At 44.7% G+C, this 16,105-nt stretch carries 16 protein-coding genes; 15 read left to right on the top strand and 1 reads right to left on the bottom strand.

Annotation, left to right across the window (positions count from 1 at the left end; translation table 11 throughout):
- Positions 1 to 53 precede the first annotated feature (53 nt).
- Positions 54 to 896: a type I methionyl aminopeptidase gene (gene map, locus EXZ60_RS06960; protein WP_017044011.1), complete on the bottom strand. Its 843-nt coding sequence runs from the start codon at positions 894 to 896 to the stop codon at positions 54 to 56.
- A gap of 384 nt (positions 897 to 1,280) precedes the next feature.
- On the opposite strand from map, the gene rpsB reads away from it, so the two are divergent.
- The 15 genes from rpsB to rnhB all read left to right on the top strand — a co-directional run bounded on the left by rpsB (position 1,281) and on the right by rnhB (position 16,037).
- A complete protein-coding gene (rpsB, locus tag EXZ60_RS06955; protein WP_013856204.1) occupies positions 1,281 to 2,012 on the top strand; it encodes a 30S ribosomal protein S2 in 732 nt (243 codons plus the stop codon).
- 128 nt (positions 2,013 to 2,140) lie between these two features.
- Positions 2,141 to 2,986: a translation elongation factor Ts gene (tsf, locus tag EXZ60_RS06950; protein ID WP_013856205.1), complete on the top strand. Its 846-nt coding sequence runs from the start codon at positions 2,141 to 2,143 to the stop codon at positions 2,984 to 2,986.
- A gap of 153 nt (positions 2,987 to 3,139) precedes the next feature.
- Positions 3,140 to 3,871 (top strand): UMP kinase, encoded by a 732-nt coding sequence (gene pyrH, locus EXZ60_RS06945; RefSeq protein WP_010320123.1) that lies wholly within the window; start codon positions 3,140 to 3,142, stop codon positions 3,869 to 3,871.
- Positions 3,872 to 3,906: 35 nt separating this feature from the next.
- The gene (frr, locus tag EXZ60_RS06940; RefSeq protein ID WP_010320122.1) at positions 3,907 to 4,464 is read left to right on the top strand and encodes a ribosome recycling factor; all 558 of its coding nucleotides are present in this window, start codon (positions 3,907 to 3,909) and stop codon (positions 4,462 to 4,464) included.
- 95 nt (positions 4,465 to 4,559) lie between these two features.
- Positions 4,560 to 5,315, top strand: coding sequence for an isoprenyl transferase (locus EXZ60_RS06935; protein WP_013856207.1), 756 nt, complete (start codon positions 4,560 to 4,562; stop codon positions 5,313 to 5,315).
- Positions 5,316 to 5,328: 13 nt separating this feature from the next.
- A complete protein-coding gene (locus EXZ60_RS06930; protein ID WP_094163817.1) occupies positions 5,329 to 6,171 on the top strand; it encodes a phosphatidate cytidylyltransferase in 843 nt (280 codons plus the stop codon).
- Positions 6,172 to 6,219: 48 nt separating this feature from the next.
- On the top strand, positions 6,220 to 7,428 hold the full coding sequence (ispC, locus tag EXZ60_RS06925; RefSeq protein ID WP_019282312.1) for a 1-deoxy-D-xylulose-5-phosphate reductoisomerase: 1,209 nt from the start codon (positions 6,220 to 6,222) through the stop codon (positions 7,426 to 7,428).
- Entirely contained in the window at positions 7,425 to 8,783 is a 1,359-nt protein-coding gene (rseP, locus tag EXZ60_RS06920; RefSeq protein WP_019282311.1) for a sigma E protease regulator RseP, read from the top strand. The genes ispC and rseP overlap by 4 nt, the downstream gene beginning before the upstream one ends.
- A 48-nt stretch (positions 8,784 to 8,831) precedes the next feature.
- A complete protein-coding gene (gene bamA, locus EXZ60_RS06915; protein WP_277435486.1) occupies positions 8,832 to 11,264 on the top strand; it encodes an outer membrane protein assembly factor BamA in 2,433 nt (810 codons plus the stop codon).
- 15 nt (positions 11,265 to 11,279) lie between these two features.
- Entirely contained in the window at positions 11,280 to 11,789 is a 510-nt protein-coding gene (locus EXZ60_RS06910; RefSeq protein ID WP_013856212.1) for an OmpH family outer membrane protein, read from the top strand.
- 7 nt (positions 11,790 to 11,796) lie between these two features.
- Positions 11,797 to 12,828: a UDP-3-O-(3-hydroxymyristoyl)glucosamine N-acyltransferase gene (gene lpxD, locus EXZ60_RS06905; protein WP_115339232.1), complete on the top strand. Its 1,032-nt coding sequence runs from the start codon at positions 11,797 to 11,799 to the stop codon at positions 12,826 to 12,828.
- 116 nt (positions 12,829 to 12,944) lie between these two features.
- Positions 12,945 to 13,376 carry a 3-hydroxyacyl-ACP dehydratase FabZ gene (gene fabZ, locus EXZ60_RS06900; RefSeq protein ID WP_026027636.1) on the top strand — a complete coding sequence of 144 codons (432 nt, stop codon included), beginning with the start codon at positions 12,945 to 12,947 and terminating at the stop codon, positions 13,374 to 13,376.
- Position 13,377: 1 nt separating this feature from the next.
- Positions 13,378 to 14,166, top strand: coding sequence for an acyl-ACP--UDP-N-acetylglucosamine O-acyltransferase (gene lpxA, locus EXZ60_RS06895; RefSeq protein ID WP_010320113.1), 789 nt, complete (start codon positions 13,378 to 13,380; stop codon positions 14,164 to 14,166).
- A gap of 105 nt (positions 14,167 to 14,271) precedes the next feature.
- Positions 14,272 to 15,423, top strand: a complete 1,152-nt coding sequence (gene lpxB / locus EXZ60_RS06890; RefSeq protein WP_277435485.1) for a lipid-A-disaccharide synthase — start codon at positions 14,272 to 14,274, stop codon at positions 15,421 to 15,423.
- Positions 15,420 to 16,037 (top strand): ribonuclease HII, encoded by a 618-nt coding sequence (gene rnhB / locus EXZ60_RS06885; protein ID WP_277435484.1) that lies wholly within the window; start codon positions 15,420 to 15,422, stop codon positions 16,035 to 16,037. The genes lpxB and rnhB overlap by 4 nt, the downstream gene beginning before the upstream one ends.
- Positions 16,038 to 16,105: the final 68 nt, after the last annotated feature.

Raw genomic sequence — 16,105 nt, 5'->3', positions numbered from 1 at the left:
AAAAATATCCCTGCAAGAGGGATATTGATTGATAAGGTTTTGGTTCGATGTAATTAGGCGTTATGCATCAGACGCGGAATGGTTTCTTCTTCACGCAGCGTCAGCACTTCACAGCCAGTGGCGGTAACCAAAATGGTGTGTTCCCACTGCGCTGAGTTTTTGCCATCGGCGGTGTAAACCGTCCAATTGTCTTCATCATCAAGGCGGCAACCAAATTTACCCGCATTAATCATTGGCTCGATAGTGAAAATCATCCCTTCACGCAGTACGGTTCTGTCGCCGTTTTTATAGTGAACCACTTGTGGTTCTTCATGAAATTGAGCGCCAATACCGTGGCCGCAATAATCTTTCACAATCGAAAATTTAAGGCGTGGGTTATTTTTATTATTGGTTTTAATGTGTTTTTCGATCGCAGTACCAATCTCACCCAATTGAACTCCGGGTTTGACCTTCTTCATGCCGATATAAAGACACTCTTGCGCAACAAGACATAGGCGCTTATCTGCTGGCGACACTTCACCGACAAAGAACATCTTTGAGGTATCACCGTGGTAGCCATCTTTAATAACCGTGATATCAATGTTCAGAATATCACCCTCTTTCAGTACCGCTGGACGCTGTAATTGCCCATACTGCGTATCTTGAGTTGCCGGTATACCGTGACAAACAATGTGATTAATAGAGGTACAGATCGATTTAGGAAAACCGTGGTAATTCAATGGTGCTGGAATAGCTTGCTGTACTTCAGTGATGTACTTGTGGCAGATCTGGTCAAGTTCTTCAGTGGTGATGCCCACTTTTACATGCGGTTCAATCATCTCAAGGACATCGGCAGCCAGTTTACCCGCGACGCGCATTTTGGCTATTTCTTCAGCAGTTTTGATTTTTACAGACATCGGCTTTCTCTATGCATTAATTCTTAAGCACTTAACTGTGCGAATGGGCGTTATTCTAGCAGTGCATGGATGAATCGCAAGGGATCCCTGTCGGTAAGTAAGAATTGTTTGCATAACTACAGCTTACCTAAGCCATGATGTGTCGTATTTTTTTCTAGCCAGAGAAGGGCTAAATATGGTATAAAGCGCGCCGGAATCGAAGTGCGTTTTCTTCTGAAATGACGAAGCCCACCTTCCTTTCTAAACACATTATCTTTAAATCACACACATTCCGACACGTGTTCCGGGGTGCTCCAACAATAAAACTATCGGCAACAACCGAATAGATGTTAGGGGTCGGATACATGGGGAATGTGGAGGCCTAACCCCATAGAGGATTTTTAAATGGCAACTGTATCAATGCGCGACATGCTAAAAGCTGGTGTTCACTTCGGTCACCAGACTCGTTACTGGAACCCAAAAATGAAGCCATTCATTTTTGGTGCTCGTAGCCGTGTTCACATCATCAACTTAGAAAAAACTGTTCCTATGTTCAACGAAGCTCTAGCTGAGCTACAAAAAGTTGGCGAGAAAAAAGGTAAAGTTCTTTTCGTTGGTACTAAACGCGCAGCATCTGAAGCTGTTAAAGAAGCGGCTATCGCAAGCAACCAATTCTACGTTAACAACCGCTGGTTGGGCGGCATGCTAACTAACTGGAAAACTGTTCGTCAGTCAATCAAGCGTCTAAAAGAGCTTGAAATTCAAGCAACAGATGGCACTTTTGATAAGCTAACTAAGAAAGAAGCTCTAATGCGTACTCGTGAAATGGAGAAGCTAGAGAAATCTCTTGGTGGTATCAAAGATATGGGCGGTCTACCTGACGCACTATTCGTTATCGATGCAGATCACGAGCACATTGCAGTTAAAGAAGCAAACAACCTAGGTATCCCAGTTTACGCTGTTGTTGATACTAACTCTAACCCAGATGGCGTTGACTACATTATCCCTGGTAACGACGACGCAATCCGTGCAATCCAGCTTTACCTAAATGCTGTTGCAGAAACGGTTAACGAAGGTCGTAACAAAGATGCAGCTGCACTTGCTGCTGCAAAAGACGGTTTCGTAGAAGCAGAATAATAGCGGCTCTGAGTCACACTTGATTATATGTGTCACACGATTGATGCATTGAACAAGTTATAGTTAGCATCAGGGGCCAAACAATCGGCCCCTGATTTTTACCACCAGAATCAACTGAGGAATAGAGAATGGCAACTGTAACTGCTGCTCTAGTAAAAGAACTGCGCGAGCGTACTGGCGCAGGTATGATGGAATGTAAAAAAGCGCTTGTAGAAGCAAACGCTGACATCGAACTAGCAATTGAAAACATGCGCAAAAGCGGCGCAGCTAAAGCAGCGAAAAAAGCAGGTAACATCGCAGCTGAAGGTACTATCCTAATTAAAGAAGCTGATGGTTTTGCAGCACTTCTAGAAGTGAACTGCCAAACTGACTTCGTAGCAAAAGATTCAAGCTTCCTAGCGTTTGCTAACGAAGTTCTAGCGGTTGCACTTGCTGAGCGTCTAGATATCGCAGCACTTCAAGCTAAATTTGAAGAAGCACGTATTGCTCTTGTTGCTAAAATTGGTGAAAACATCACTATCCGTCGCGTTCATTACATCGAAGGCGCTAAAGTAGGTTCATACCGCCATGGCGACCGTATCGGTGTTGTGGTTGCTGGTGAAGCGGATGAAGAGACCATCAAACACGTAGCAATGCACGTTGCTGCTGCAAAACCTGAGTACGTGAACCCTGAAGATGTACCAGCAGAAGTTGTGGCTAAAGAGCGTGAAATCCAAATCGAAATCGCAATGCAATCTGGTAAGCCAGCAGCAATTGCTGAGAAAATGGTTGAAGGCCGCATGACTAAGTTCACAGGTGAAGTATCACTTACTGGTCAAGCGTTCATCATGGATCCTTCTCAAACTGTTGGCGCAATGCTGAAAGCTAAAGGCGCAACCGTTACTAACTTCGTACGTCTAGAAGTTGGTGAAGGTATTGAGAAAGCTCAAGAACTTAGCTTCGCTGAAGAAGTTGCAATGGTTCAAAAAGGTTAATCCTAGCGATTTTGCCTAAGAAAGAGACCGTAGCCAAGGCTGCGGTCTTTTTACGAATGGCATATTGAGACTAATTGTGATGATTTAGAATTCAGTATTCAGTTTTAAATCATGACTGTTAATTAACAACTCTCTATTTGGAAGGTAAGCTCCATGACTACGAACCCTAAACCAGCCTATCAACGTATCCTGTTAAAACTTAGCGGTGAAGCGCTACAAGGCGAAGAAGGTTTTGGTATTGATCCTGCGGTGTTAGATCGCATGGCACAGGAAGTAAAAGAACTGGTTGAACTGGGTGTTCAAGTGGGTGTTGTCATCGGCGGCGGTAACTTATTCCGTGGCGCAGGTCTTGCTGAAGCGGGCATGAACCGTGTTGTGGGCGACCACATGGGAATGCTGGCAACCGTAATGAATGGTTTGGCGATGCGTGATGCTTTGCACCGTGCTTATGTGAATGCGCGCGTGATGTCTGCCATTCCTCTTAAAGGTGTGTGTGACGATTACAATTGGGCCGATGCTATCAGCCAACTACGTCAAGGCCGTGTTGTGATCTTCTCTGCGGGTACTGGTAACCCATTCTTTACAACTGATTCTGCTGCCTGTTTGCGCGGTATTGAAATTGAAGCGGATGTGGTTCTAAAAGCGACAAAAGTAGATGGCGTATTTAGTGCAGACCCAGTGGCAAACCCAGACGCAGAACTGTATGATAAGCTGTCTTATACAACCGTGCTTGAAAAAGAGCTAAAAGTGATGGACTTGGCCGCGTTTACGCTAGCGCGTGACCATAAAATGCCAATCCGCGTATTTAATATGAACAAACCGGGCGCACTACGTCGCGTGGTAATGGGTGAAGCGGAAGGTACACTAATTAGCACCGCTGACTAATCACTCCAAAACAAAAAAACAAGTAGGTGATATTTGTGATTAACGAAATCAAGAAAGACGCTCAAGAGCGTATGGATAAGAGCGTAGATGCCCTGAAAAACAACCTTTCTAAGGTACGTACTGGTCGCGCTCACCCAAGTTTACTCTCCGGCATTTCTGTCGATTACTATGGTGCTTCGACACCGCTGAATCAAATCGCTAACGTTGTAGCTGAAGATGCACGTACTCTCGCGATCACTGTTTTTGATAAAGAGTTGACGCCAAAAGTTGAAAAAGCGATTTTGATGTCTGATTTGGGTCTAAACCCAATGTCTGCAGGTACGGTTATTCGTGTACCACTGCCACCACTGACCGAAGAACGTCGTCGTAATTTGGTGAAAATTGTTCGTGGTGAAGCTGAAGGTGGTCGCGTTGCAGTTCGCAACATTCGTCGTGATGCCAATGGCGACTTAAAAGCTCTACTGAAAGATAAAGAAATCTCTGAAGACGAAGATCATAAAGCGCAAGAAGAGATTCAAAAACTTACCGATGTAGCGATTAAGAGAATTGATGAAGTTCTTGCTGCAAAAGAAAAAGAGTTAATGGAAGTTTAATTCGCTCTTTTTAGCCTTTCTAAAACGCTGTGCTCACAGTGCAGCGTTTTTTTATGCTATTTTGCCCTATCAGTTTGGTAATCAATTAATTTCTTATGCAAAACTCATCCCTCTCATCTGATGTATTACCCCAACACATCGCAATCATTATGGACGGAAATGGCCGTTGGGCTAAAGCACAAGGTAAACCTCGTGTATTTGGTCATAAGAATGGTGTAGCAGCGGTCCGAAGAACGATTTCTACTGCAGCGAAATTGGGTATTAAAGCCGTTACTTTGTTTGCCTTTAGCAGTGAAAATTGGCGGCGTCCGGAAGCTGAAGTGGGCGTGTTGATGGAGTTATTTATTACTGTGCTATCCACAGAAGTAAAAAAGCTGCATAAGAACAATCTGCGTCTTAGAGTCATTGGTGATAAAACACGTTTTAGCTCACGCTTACAAACAAAAATAGCTCAGGCAGAAGAGTTAACCTCATCAAACAGTGGCATGGTCGTTAATATCGCCGCAAACTATGGCGGAAAATGGGATATCACAGAAGCAATGCGCTCTATCGCGGTCAAAGTGGCGAGCGGTGAGCTTTCTCCTGATCAGATTGACGAGACGCTGATTACACAGTCGCTAACGATGTCTGATATTCCTGAAGTGGATTTGCTCATTCGTACCAGCGGTGAATGTCGTATTAGTAATTTTATGTTGTGGCAATTGGCCTATGCAGAGATGTACTTTACGCCGATTTACTGGCCTGAGTTTGGTGAAGAAAGTTTAATTGAAGCAGTGACTTGGTTTGTTAACCGTGAACGCCGTTTTGGCTGCACAGGGGAACAGGTTAAGGCATTGATGGAACAGAAATAAAGGATCCATTAGTTTGAAGCAACGAATTATCACGGCGCTCATATTAGCTCCACTGGTGATGCTGGGCATTTTTGAACTGCCACTCCCCCTATTTATGGCCATTTTGGCCCTTGTGGCGCTCGTCGGTGTATGGGAATGGACGCAGTTTATCGATTCGACATCTAGGTATCTGGCGCTGTTGCCAGCCATTATTATTGGTGGAGCAAGTTACCTACTAATTTCCCCTGATGCCGTTAGCCTAGCCAGCATGAACTCGAATCACTATGTGATATTAAGTGTTGGGGTGGCTTGGTGGCTGTTTTCTAGCTTTTTAGCTATTACCTATCCTAAATCCCGTCCATGGTGGGAAAAATCCAATCTACTTAGGCACCTTTTTGGTGTGCTTACACTACTTCCTTTTTTCTGGAGCGTACTATTTTTACGCGCAGAAGCCTTTTTGAGTGAGCCATACCACGGTGCTAAGTTGGTGCTATTTGTCTGCTTAATTGTTTGGGCTGCAGACAGTGGCGCTTATTTTGCGGGCAAAAGTTTTGGTAAGCACAAAATGGCACCAGCAGTCAGTCCAAATAAAACCATTGAAGGGTTGATTGGTGGCATTATTACGGCATTGATTGTGGCGTGGTTTACTGCTGATTGGTTTGATATCCGGTTTACAAACACGCTGTCGATGGTCGGTATTACATTAGCGACTGTGATTATCTCTGTGCTCGGTGATCTGGTCGAAAGTATGTTTAAGCGCGTTTCAGGAATTAAAGACAGCAGTAATATTATTCCTGGGCATGGCGGCGTTTTGGATCGTATCGATAGCCTGACGGCTGCATTTCCTGTTTTTGCTCTACTGTATTTCATTTTCTAATGCTTGGGTTAAGCTGTCTTACCCCAATCTTAATTCACGGTTGTTGCTATGCGTAAGTTAACGATTCTCGGGGCCACAGGTTCAATTGGGGCAAGCACATTAAAAGTCGTGGCTCAAAATCCCGAACACTTTTCCGTTGTGGCTTTAGCCGCGGGAAATAATGTCAATAAAATGCGTGAGCTATGCCAGCGTTGGCAGCCAGTTTATGCGGTAATGGCAAACCAAAAGGCGGCGGATGAGCTTTTAGCTCAATTGCAGTCATTGAACTTAAAAACAACCGTATTATTTGGTGAAGACGCCATGTGCCACGTCGCCGCATTAGATGAGGTGGATACGGTGATGGCGGCGATTGTTGGTGCAGCAGGTTTGTTACCAACCATGGCCGCGGTAAAGGCGGGCAAGCGTGTTTTGTTGGCAAACAAAGAAGCCTTGGTGATGTCTGGCCAGTTGTTTATTGATGCGGTCGAAAAACACGGTGCGGAATTGCTCCCTGTCGATAGCGAACATAACGCGATTTTTCAATGCTTACCCCCTGAAATTCAAGGCTCTTTGGGTCGCTGTGATTTACAAGAACATGGTGTGCAACATATTCTGCTCACGGGCTCTGGCGGCCCTTTTCGCTACAGTGATTTATCCACGTTAGCAGATGTTTCACCACAGCAAGCGATTGCTCATCCTAACTGGTCGATGGGGCCGAAAATTTCGGTTGATTCCGCCACTATGATGAACAAAGGTTTGGAATATATTGAAGCTAAGTGGCTGTTTAATGCATCGAAACAGCAATTAAAAGTGTTAATCCACCCACAATCGGTGATCCACTCTATGGTGCAGTACCGCGATGGTTCGGTGCTTGCGCAAATGGGGGAACCCGATATGTCCACGCCAATTGCTTTAACTCTCTCTTATCCAGAACGCATTACTGCGGGGGTTCCGGCACTGGATTTTACCAAATTAAGTAATTTGAGTTTTATGGATGTGGACTACGAGCGTTATCCTTGTTTGGGATTGGCGATTGATGCTTGCTATCAAGGGCAACATGCCACCACCTCTTTAAATGCAGCCAACGAAATAGCCGTTGAAGCTTTTTTAAATAAGCAAATTCGTTTTACCGATATCGCACAAGTTAATGAACGTGTATTGTCAAAAGTGTGTGCAGCACATACTCAGTTACATTGCTATGACTTGGAAAGCTTGTTAGAGCTCGATAGAATGGCGCGCACTATTGCCCAGCAAATCATACAAGAGCATTTATTATGAGTGGTATTTTGTGGAATTTCGTCTCTTTCATCATTGCGTTAGGTATATTGGTTGCTGTGCATGAATTTGGTCATTTTTGGGTAGCACGTCGCTGCGGAATTAAAGTCGAAAAATTTTCCATTGGCTTTGGTAAATCACTTTGGAGCCGAGTAGCCAAAGATGGCACCGAGTACAACCTCTCAATTATTCCTCTCGGCGGCTACGTTAAAATGCTCGATAGCCGTGTTGATGATGTTCCAGCTGAATTAAAACCCTTAGCTTTTGACCAAAAACCATTGTGGAAACGTGTCGCTGTCGTGAGTGCTGGGCCTGCTTTTAACTTTTTCTTCGCCATTTTTGCCTATTGGCTCGTGTTCTTAATTGGCGTCCCAGCGGTAAAACCTGTGATTGGCGAAATTGCCCCGCAATCGATCGCCGCTCAAGCGGGTTTAGAGTCAGGAATGCAGATCAAAGCAGTCTCAGGAGTGAATACCTTAGATTGGGAATCGGTCAATATGGGGCTGATTAGCCATATTGGTGATGAACAATTAACGCTCACCGTCGGAACCAATAATGAAATTGGTGTGGATGAAATCAAAACATTAGATATCCGTTCTTGGAACTTTAACCCAGAAACAGAGTCTGCTATGGGAGCGTTAGGTTTTAAACCATTTGTCCCTGAAATATCGCTGACGCTAACCAATGTTTCTCAAGGCAGCGCCGGAGAGAAGGCCGGGTTAGAAGTTGGGGACACCTTGATCGAAGCCAACGGTGCGAAGATAAACCATTGGCAGCAAGTTGTGGCGTTGATACAAAGCCATCCCAATCAGCCAGTTTCATTGGTTGTTGTGCGTGATGAACAACGCTTGACTATCGAGCTTACGCCTGACGTTCGTGAGTTACCGCAAGGCAAAACGATAGGTTTTGCGGGAATCGCTCCTAAAGTCGCAGAATGGCCGGAAAGTTATCGATTTGAGCTGCAATATGGTGTATTTGAATCAGTCGGAAAAGCGGTTGAAAAAACACAGCAAGTGATCAACTTAACCGTCAGCATGTTGAAAAAACTGGTGGTCGGTGATGTGGGGTTGAATAATCTGAGTGGGCCGATTTCGATTGCCAAAGGAGCTGGAACTACCGCTGACTATGGTTTGGTCTATTTCTTGGGTTTTCTGGCTCTGATTAGTGTCAACTTAGGCATTATCAATCTAGTACCACTGCCAATGTTAGATGGCGGACACTTACTGTTTTTTGCAATTGAAGCCGTTATTCGTCGTCCTGTCCCAGAGAAGATTCAAGAAATGGGATACCGAATTGGTGGGGCGATCATCTTTTCTTTGATGGCTGTGGCAATATTTAATGATTTTAGTCGCCTGTGATTTGTAACCATTAGGCAGAAGTTGTAGCAAGGAATAACAAGAATAAATATGGCAATGAAACAGATCCTTTTCGCGACACTATTGGCAACCAGCCTCTCAGCACATAGTGCCGAGAATTTCGTAGTGCAGGATATTCAAATTGAAGGGCTTCAACGCGTTGCGCTCGGCGCCGCATTGCTTAAAATGCCCGTTCGAATTGGCGATACCGTTGATGCACAAGATGTCGCGGATATTATCAAAGCACTTTACACTTCGGGCAACTTTGAAGACATCAAAGTATTACGAGACAACAACGTTCTGATCGTTCAGGTTAAAGAACGTCCAACCATTGCAAGTGTTTCCTTCTCTGGAAATAAAGCGATCAAAGAAGAGCAGTTGCAGCAGAATCTTGATGCATCCAATATCCGCATCGGTGAGGCGCTTGATCGTACGACCTTGAGCAACATTGAAAAGGGGTTGGAAGATTTTTACTACAGCGTGGGTAAGTACAACGCGACCGTAAAAGCGGTGGTGACACCTTTACCTCGCAACCGTGCTGACCTTAAATTTGTGTTCAGTGAAGGGGTTTCTGCGAAAATCCAGCAAATCAACTTTATTGGCAATGAAGTGTTTAGTGACCAAGATTTACTGTCACGCTTCAATTTGAATGTCGATGTGGCGTGGTGGAATTTCCTCTCTGATGATAAATACCAAAAGCAGGTCTTAGCCGCTGATATTGAAGCTTTGCGCTCTTTCTACCTCGACCGTGGCTACTTAAAGTTTCAAGTCGATTCCACACAAGTTGCTATTTCTCCTGATAAAAAAGGCGTTTATATCACTTTAGGCATTAGCGAAGGTCAGCCTTATAAAATCAAAGACGTTAAATTCCGCGGAGAGCTGATTGGCAAAGAGGCTGAATTTACCGCTTTGATCCCGTTTGAAGCCGAGGAAACCTATAACGGCTCACTGGTGACCAAGCTTGAAGAAGATGTAAAACGAGTATTGGGTGAAGCTGGCTATGCTTATCCTCAAGTTCGAACCATCCCAGAATTTAATGATGAAACGCAAGAAGTTTCCTTGGTTGTTCATGTGGAAGCGGGTAAGCGTATCTATGTCCGTGATATTCGCTTTGTCGGTAATAACTCAACCAAAGATGAAGTTTTGCGCCGCGAAATGCGTCAAATGGAAGGCAGTTGGCTGAGCTCTAAAGCGATTGATACGGGTAAGAGCCGTTTGAACCGTCTTGGCTTCTTTGAAACAGTGGATGTGCAAACCGTACGTGTACCTGGTAGTGAAGACCAAGTCGATCTGGTGTACAACGTGAAAGAGGCCAACTCAGGTAGTGTTAACTTTGGTGTCGGTTATGGTACAGAATCAGGCGTGAGTTTTCAGGTTGGTTTACAACAAGACAACTTCATTGGTTCAGGTAATCGAGTTGGCATCAATGCCATGATGAACGACTATCAAAAGAACATCAGTTTAGATTACCGTGATCCCTATTGGAACCTTGATGGTGTCAGTTTGGGTGGTAAGATTTTCTATAACCAGTTTGAGGCTTCTGAAGCTGGTATTGTTGATTATACCAATGAAAGTTACGGCACAAGTTTAACGTGGGGTTTCCCATTTGACGAATTAAACCGTTTTGACCTCGGTATCGGTTATACGCACAACAAGATCGGTAATATCGATGAGTATGTGCAAGTTAGTCAATTCTTACAGTCTCAAGCGAGTAACCGTAGCGATGATGGCAGTTTGATCACCAATGACTTTGACATCAATATTTCATGGACGCGCAATAATTTAAACCGTGGTGTATTCCCAACCGCGGGGAATCATCAACGTGCTTTTTACAAGATGACAGTGCCAGGTTCAGACGTAAAGTATTTCAAAGCGCAGTACGATGTCCGCCAGTATTTCCCATTAACTAAAAAACATGAGTTTTCACTCTTGCTAAGAGGACGCTTAGGATACGGTAACGGTTATGGAAAAACGGATGGTAACGATAACTTGTTCCCATTTTATGAAAACTATTATTCTGGTGGCTTTACCACGTTACGTGGTTTTGGCTCTAACTCGGCAGGACCGAAAGCGATTTATAACGATGCGACGGGTTGTAATGGTAATAATGGTGGCAACAACCGTTGCTATAGCGCAACAGATGACTCAGTTGGTGGTAACGCGGTTGCGCTAGCCAGTGTTGAGTTAATTGTCCCGACGCCATTTGCTTCCGATGAAGCGCGCAGCCAAATTCGTACCAGTATCTTTGTGGACATGGCGAGTGTCTGGGATACAGAGTTTGATTACCAAGATGTCAAACTCGGATATGGTGATCAGTACTATTACGATTATTCAGATCCAATGAATTATCGTGCTTCTTATGGTGCGGCACTGCAGTGGATGTCACCTATGGGGCCATTGGTATTTTCAATTGCCAAACCTATTAAAATTTATGAAGGTGATAATGAAGAGTTCTTCACTTTCACGATCGGCAGAACATTCTAATTAGAGGAAAGTATTTTGAAAAAAGCGATTCAAGCGGCAGGATTGGGCCTAGTTGTACTGAGTTCATCATTTTTTGCGCAAGCCGCTGAGGCGGCGCAGAAAGTAGGTTACATTAATACCGCGCAAGTATTCCAAGCATTACCTCAACGAGAAGTTGTGCTGCAAAAATTACAAGAAGAGTTTAAAGATAAAGGGGCAGAGCTACAGTCAATTCAAGCTGAAGCAAAAACCAAAATTGAAAAACTTAAACGTGATGGCGAACTGCTAGGTCAAGATGAGATCGAGAAGCTGCGTATTGAAATTGGTCAATTAGACAGTAAGTACAAAATCAAAGCGCAAGCGTTAGAGCAAGCTTCAGCGCGTCGTGAGAGTGAAGAGAAGCAAAAACTCTTCATGGTGATTCAAGACGCAGTGAAGAAAGTTGCGGAAAAAGAAGGTTATGACATCGTTGTTGACGTGCAAGCTATGCAATATGGTAAGCCGGACTACAACCTATCAGAGAAAGTAATTAAACAACTAAAATAATATTATTATGGCAAAACTGACTTTAGCCGAATTGGCAACCATCACCGAGGGAGAGCTATTTGGTGATGGCTCTGCGACAGTTTCCGCTGTTGCACCTATGGATAAGGCGCAGGAAGGTTACGTAACTTTCCTCTCTAATCCCAAATATACCAAACACCTTGGTCAATGCCGCGCAACGGTGATTATGGTCAAGGCTAGTGAACGTGAATTGTGTACAACCAATGTATTGGTCGTCGCTGATCCATACGTTGCTTTTGCAAAGGTGGCGCAAGCGCTGGACACTACACCGCGACCTGCGAGTGATATCAGCTCTTCTGCGGTTGTGGCACCGGATGCCCAGCTAGGGCAGAACGTTTCTATTGGTGCAAACGCGGTCATTGAGACGGGCGTACAACTGGGCGATAACGTCTCCATTGGTGCTGGCTGTTTCATCGGTAAAAACGCCAAAATTGGCGCTAACACCCAGTTGTGGGCAAATGTCAGCGTTTACCACGAAGTGGAAATTGGCTCGGCGTGCCTTATTCAGTCAGGTGCCGTGATTGGTTCTGATGGTTTTGGCTATGCCAATGAGAAAGGTGAGTGGATTAAAATTCCGCAAATTGGCACAGTCCGGATCGGTAATCGAGTTGAAATCGGTGCCTGCACGACAATTGATCGTGGCGCATTAGATGACACGATTATTGAAGATAACGTCATTCTCGATAACCAATTACAGATTGCACATAACGTCTGTATTGGCTATGGCACTGCAATTGCTGGCGGTACCATCATTGCTGGCAGCACCCACATAGGTAAATATTGCATTATTGGTGGCGGTGCGGTGATCAATGGCCATATCGAGATTGTCGATGGGGTCACTATTACTGGCATGGGGATGGTGATGCGTAGCATCACCGAGAAAGGCATGTTCTCTTCTGGTATTCCGTTGCAACCGAACAAAGAATGGCGTAAAACTGCCGCTCGCGTTCACCGTATCGAAGATATGCACAAGCGACTTAAAGCACTTGAAAAGTACTTAGAGCAGGAAGCGGAATCCTAATTCTACTTTTTCCCGATTAGGCTCGCCAATTGCGAGTCTTTTTCGTCTATAATGCCAAATAATTTTTGAAAGTTTTACTGTATAGGAATATGACTTTGACGACTGAAACGAAAACGATGCACATCACTGAAATTCAGAGGCTGCTTCCTCACCGTTACCCATTTCTGTTGATTGACCGTGTAATTGACTTTGAAGAAGGCAAATACCTTGTTGGCTTGAAAAATGTGTCAGTTAATGAACCTCAGTTCACTGGTCATTTTCCGCAGTTACCTATTTTTCCAGGTGTGCTGATTTTAGAAGCAATGGCACAAGCAACGGGCCTACTAGCATTCAAAACCTTTGGGGCACCGAAAGATAACGAATTGTATTACTTTGCTAGTATTGATAATGCGAAGTTTCGTAAACCTGTAGGCCCTGGCGACCAACTGATCATCGAAGTTCAGTTCATTAAAGAGCGTCGTGGTATTGCGTTGTTTAATGGCGTAGCGAAAGTTGATGGTGAAGTTGTGTGTTCAGCTGAAATGAAATGTGCTCGTAGAGAGTTTTAATATGATTCATGAAACTGCACAAATCCACCCAAGTGCGGTGGTTGAAGATGGCGCTATCATCGGAGCTAACGTCACGGTTGGTCCATTTACTTACATCACCTCTGGGGTAAGCATTGGCCAAGGTACGGAAGTGATGTCGCATGTGGTCATCAAAGGAAACACCGTCATTGGTGAAGAGAACCGTATTTTCCCTCACGCCGTCATTGGCGAAGAGAACCAAGATAAGAAGTATGGTGGTGAAGATACGCGAGTTGTCATTGGTGATCGCAATGTTATTCGTGAAGCGGTGCAAATTCACCGTGGTACTATGCAAGATAAAACACAAACAGTTGTTGGCAACGACAACCTATTGTGTGTGAATGCCCATATTGCGCACGATGTGATTGTTGGTAATCATACGCATATTGGTAACAACGCAATTCTTGGCGGCCATGTGACGGTCGGTGACTATGCTGGTGTTATGGCGTTGTCGGCGATTCATCCTTTCTGTAGCGTTGGTGCTTATGCCTATATCGGTGGTTGTTCTGCTGTGGTGCAAGATGTCCCTGCTTACGTGTTAGCACAAGGTAACCATGCTTCACCATTTGGCCTTAACCTTGTTGGTTTGAAGCGAAATGGTTTTGAAAAAGCCGAAATTCGCGCGCTACAAAAAGCGTATAAAGAAATTTACCGATCAGGTAAAACGCAAGCAGAAGTCTTACCTATATTGGTTGAGATGGCGAAAGAGTACCCATCGATTCAGCGTTTTACTGATTTACTAGAAAAAACTGAGCGTGGCATTATTCGTTAGTTCACCACTGAGTTTCTATTAATATCCGAAGATCGCTACTTTTTTAGCGATCTTTTGTCTTTTTGACGCCGCATAACGGCTGAGCGGATTCTGTTAGGAAATGATATGCACTCACATGAAAATCCCCTAAGAATCGGTATTGTTGCCGGAGAGCTTTCTGGCGATACATTAGGAGAAGGCTTCATTCAAGCCATCAAGCAGCAATACCCCAATGCACAATTTGTCGGTATTGGTGGCCCTAAGATGATTGCTCAAGGTTGTGAATCTTTATTTGATATGGAAGAGCTAGCCGTGATGGGTCTGGTTGAGGTGCTTGGCCGCTTACCGCGTTTACTGAAAGTTAAAGCGCAGTTGGTGAAGTATTTTAAAGCCAATCCGCCGGATGTGTTTGTTGGTATTGATGCACCAGATTTTAATTTACGACTAGAGCTTGATCTCAAAAAAGCGGGCATCAAAACCGTCCACTATGTGAGCCCATCTGTATGGGCATGGCGTCCCAAACGTATTTTTAAAATCGATGCGGCGACCGATCTAGTGTTGGCATTTCTTCCGTTTGAAAAAGCGTTTTACGACAAGTATCAGGTTGCGTGCGAATTTGTCGGCCATACACTGGCCGATGCCATTCCACTGCAACCCGATAAAATTGCCGCTCGTGAACTGTTGAAATTAGAGACAGATAAACAGTGGCTGGCTGTGCTACCCGGTAGCCGAGGGGGAGAAGTCGGTTTAATTGCCAAGCCATTTATTGAAACATGTCGACAAATCAAACAGAAATACCCTGATATTGGTTTTGTGGTAGCCGCCGTCAATCCTAAACGTAAACAGCAGTTTGAAACCATTTGGCAGGAGATCGCCCCAGAGCTCGATTTTGCTATTATTGAAGACACCGCGCGCAATGTCATCACGGCCGCAGATGCTGTGCTGCTTGCCTCTGGCACAGTCGCACTGGAGTGCATGTTGCTCAAACGGCCGATGGTGGTGGGATACAAAGTGAACTGGCTCACCGGATGGTTGGTTCAGAAGCTTGCGATAACCGAATTTGTTTCACTACCCAATATTTTAGCCGGAGAAGAACTGGTTCCTGAGTTCATTCTTGATGAATGCGACCCGCAACATCTGTTTCCTGCGGTCGATAGCATGCTCAGCCGTGATAATTCCTCTTTAATTGAACGTTTTACTGAAATGCATCACTGGATCCGCAAAGGTGCCGATCAACAAGCCGCACAAGCGGTTTTGACCTTGATAGGAAAAGCATGATCATGGCAGAAAAAGAACTTCCTCCCTTTGAATACCCGCAAGGATATCATCTGATTGCCGGAGTCGATGAAGTAGGGCGAGGCCCATTAGTGGGTGATGTTGTGACTGCCGCAGTAATCTTGGATCCGAATAATCCGATTAAAGGTTTGGCCGACTCGAAAAAGTTATCAGAAAAAAAACGCCTAGCGCTTTTTCCTGAAATTCAACAAAAGGCGCTCGCTTGGTCTGTTGGCCGCTGTTCACCAGCTGAAATTGATGAGCTTAATATTCTTCAAGCGACTATGGTGGCGATGCAACGCGCGATTGCAGGTCTAGCGATTCAACCTGATTTGGTTTTAATTGATGGCAACCGTGTCCCACAATTACCGATGCATGGTATCGCAGTCGTCAAGGGTGATATGCGTGTGGCGCAAATCAGCGCCGCCTCAATCATTGCTAAAGTGGTACGCGATAAAGAGATGGAAGCGCTCGATAAATTGTACCCACAATTTGGCTTTGCTCAACATAAGGGCTATCCAACTAAAGCGCATTTTGCCGCGATCGAACAACATGGCGTCATTGCAGAGCACCGTAAAAGCTTTAAGCCAGTGAAACGCGTGCTGGGAATTGACTAATTGCGGGTGTCAGCCACGAGCAGATTCGCGTAGAATAACCGCCAAATCTTGTACCAAACCTAGCATCT

Origin of the sequence: Vibrio sp. 1151_11, from assembly GCF_029478525.1 — a bacterium.
Lineage (GTDB): Bacteria > Pseudomonadota > Gammaproteobacteria > Enterobacterales > Vibrionaceae > Vibrio > Vibrio anguillarum.
Note: the sequence above shows the minus strand (reverse complement) of the source record. Positions and strands in the feature narration are given on the sequence as shown.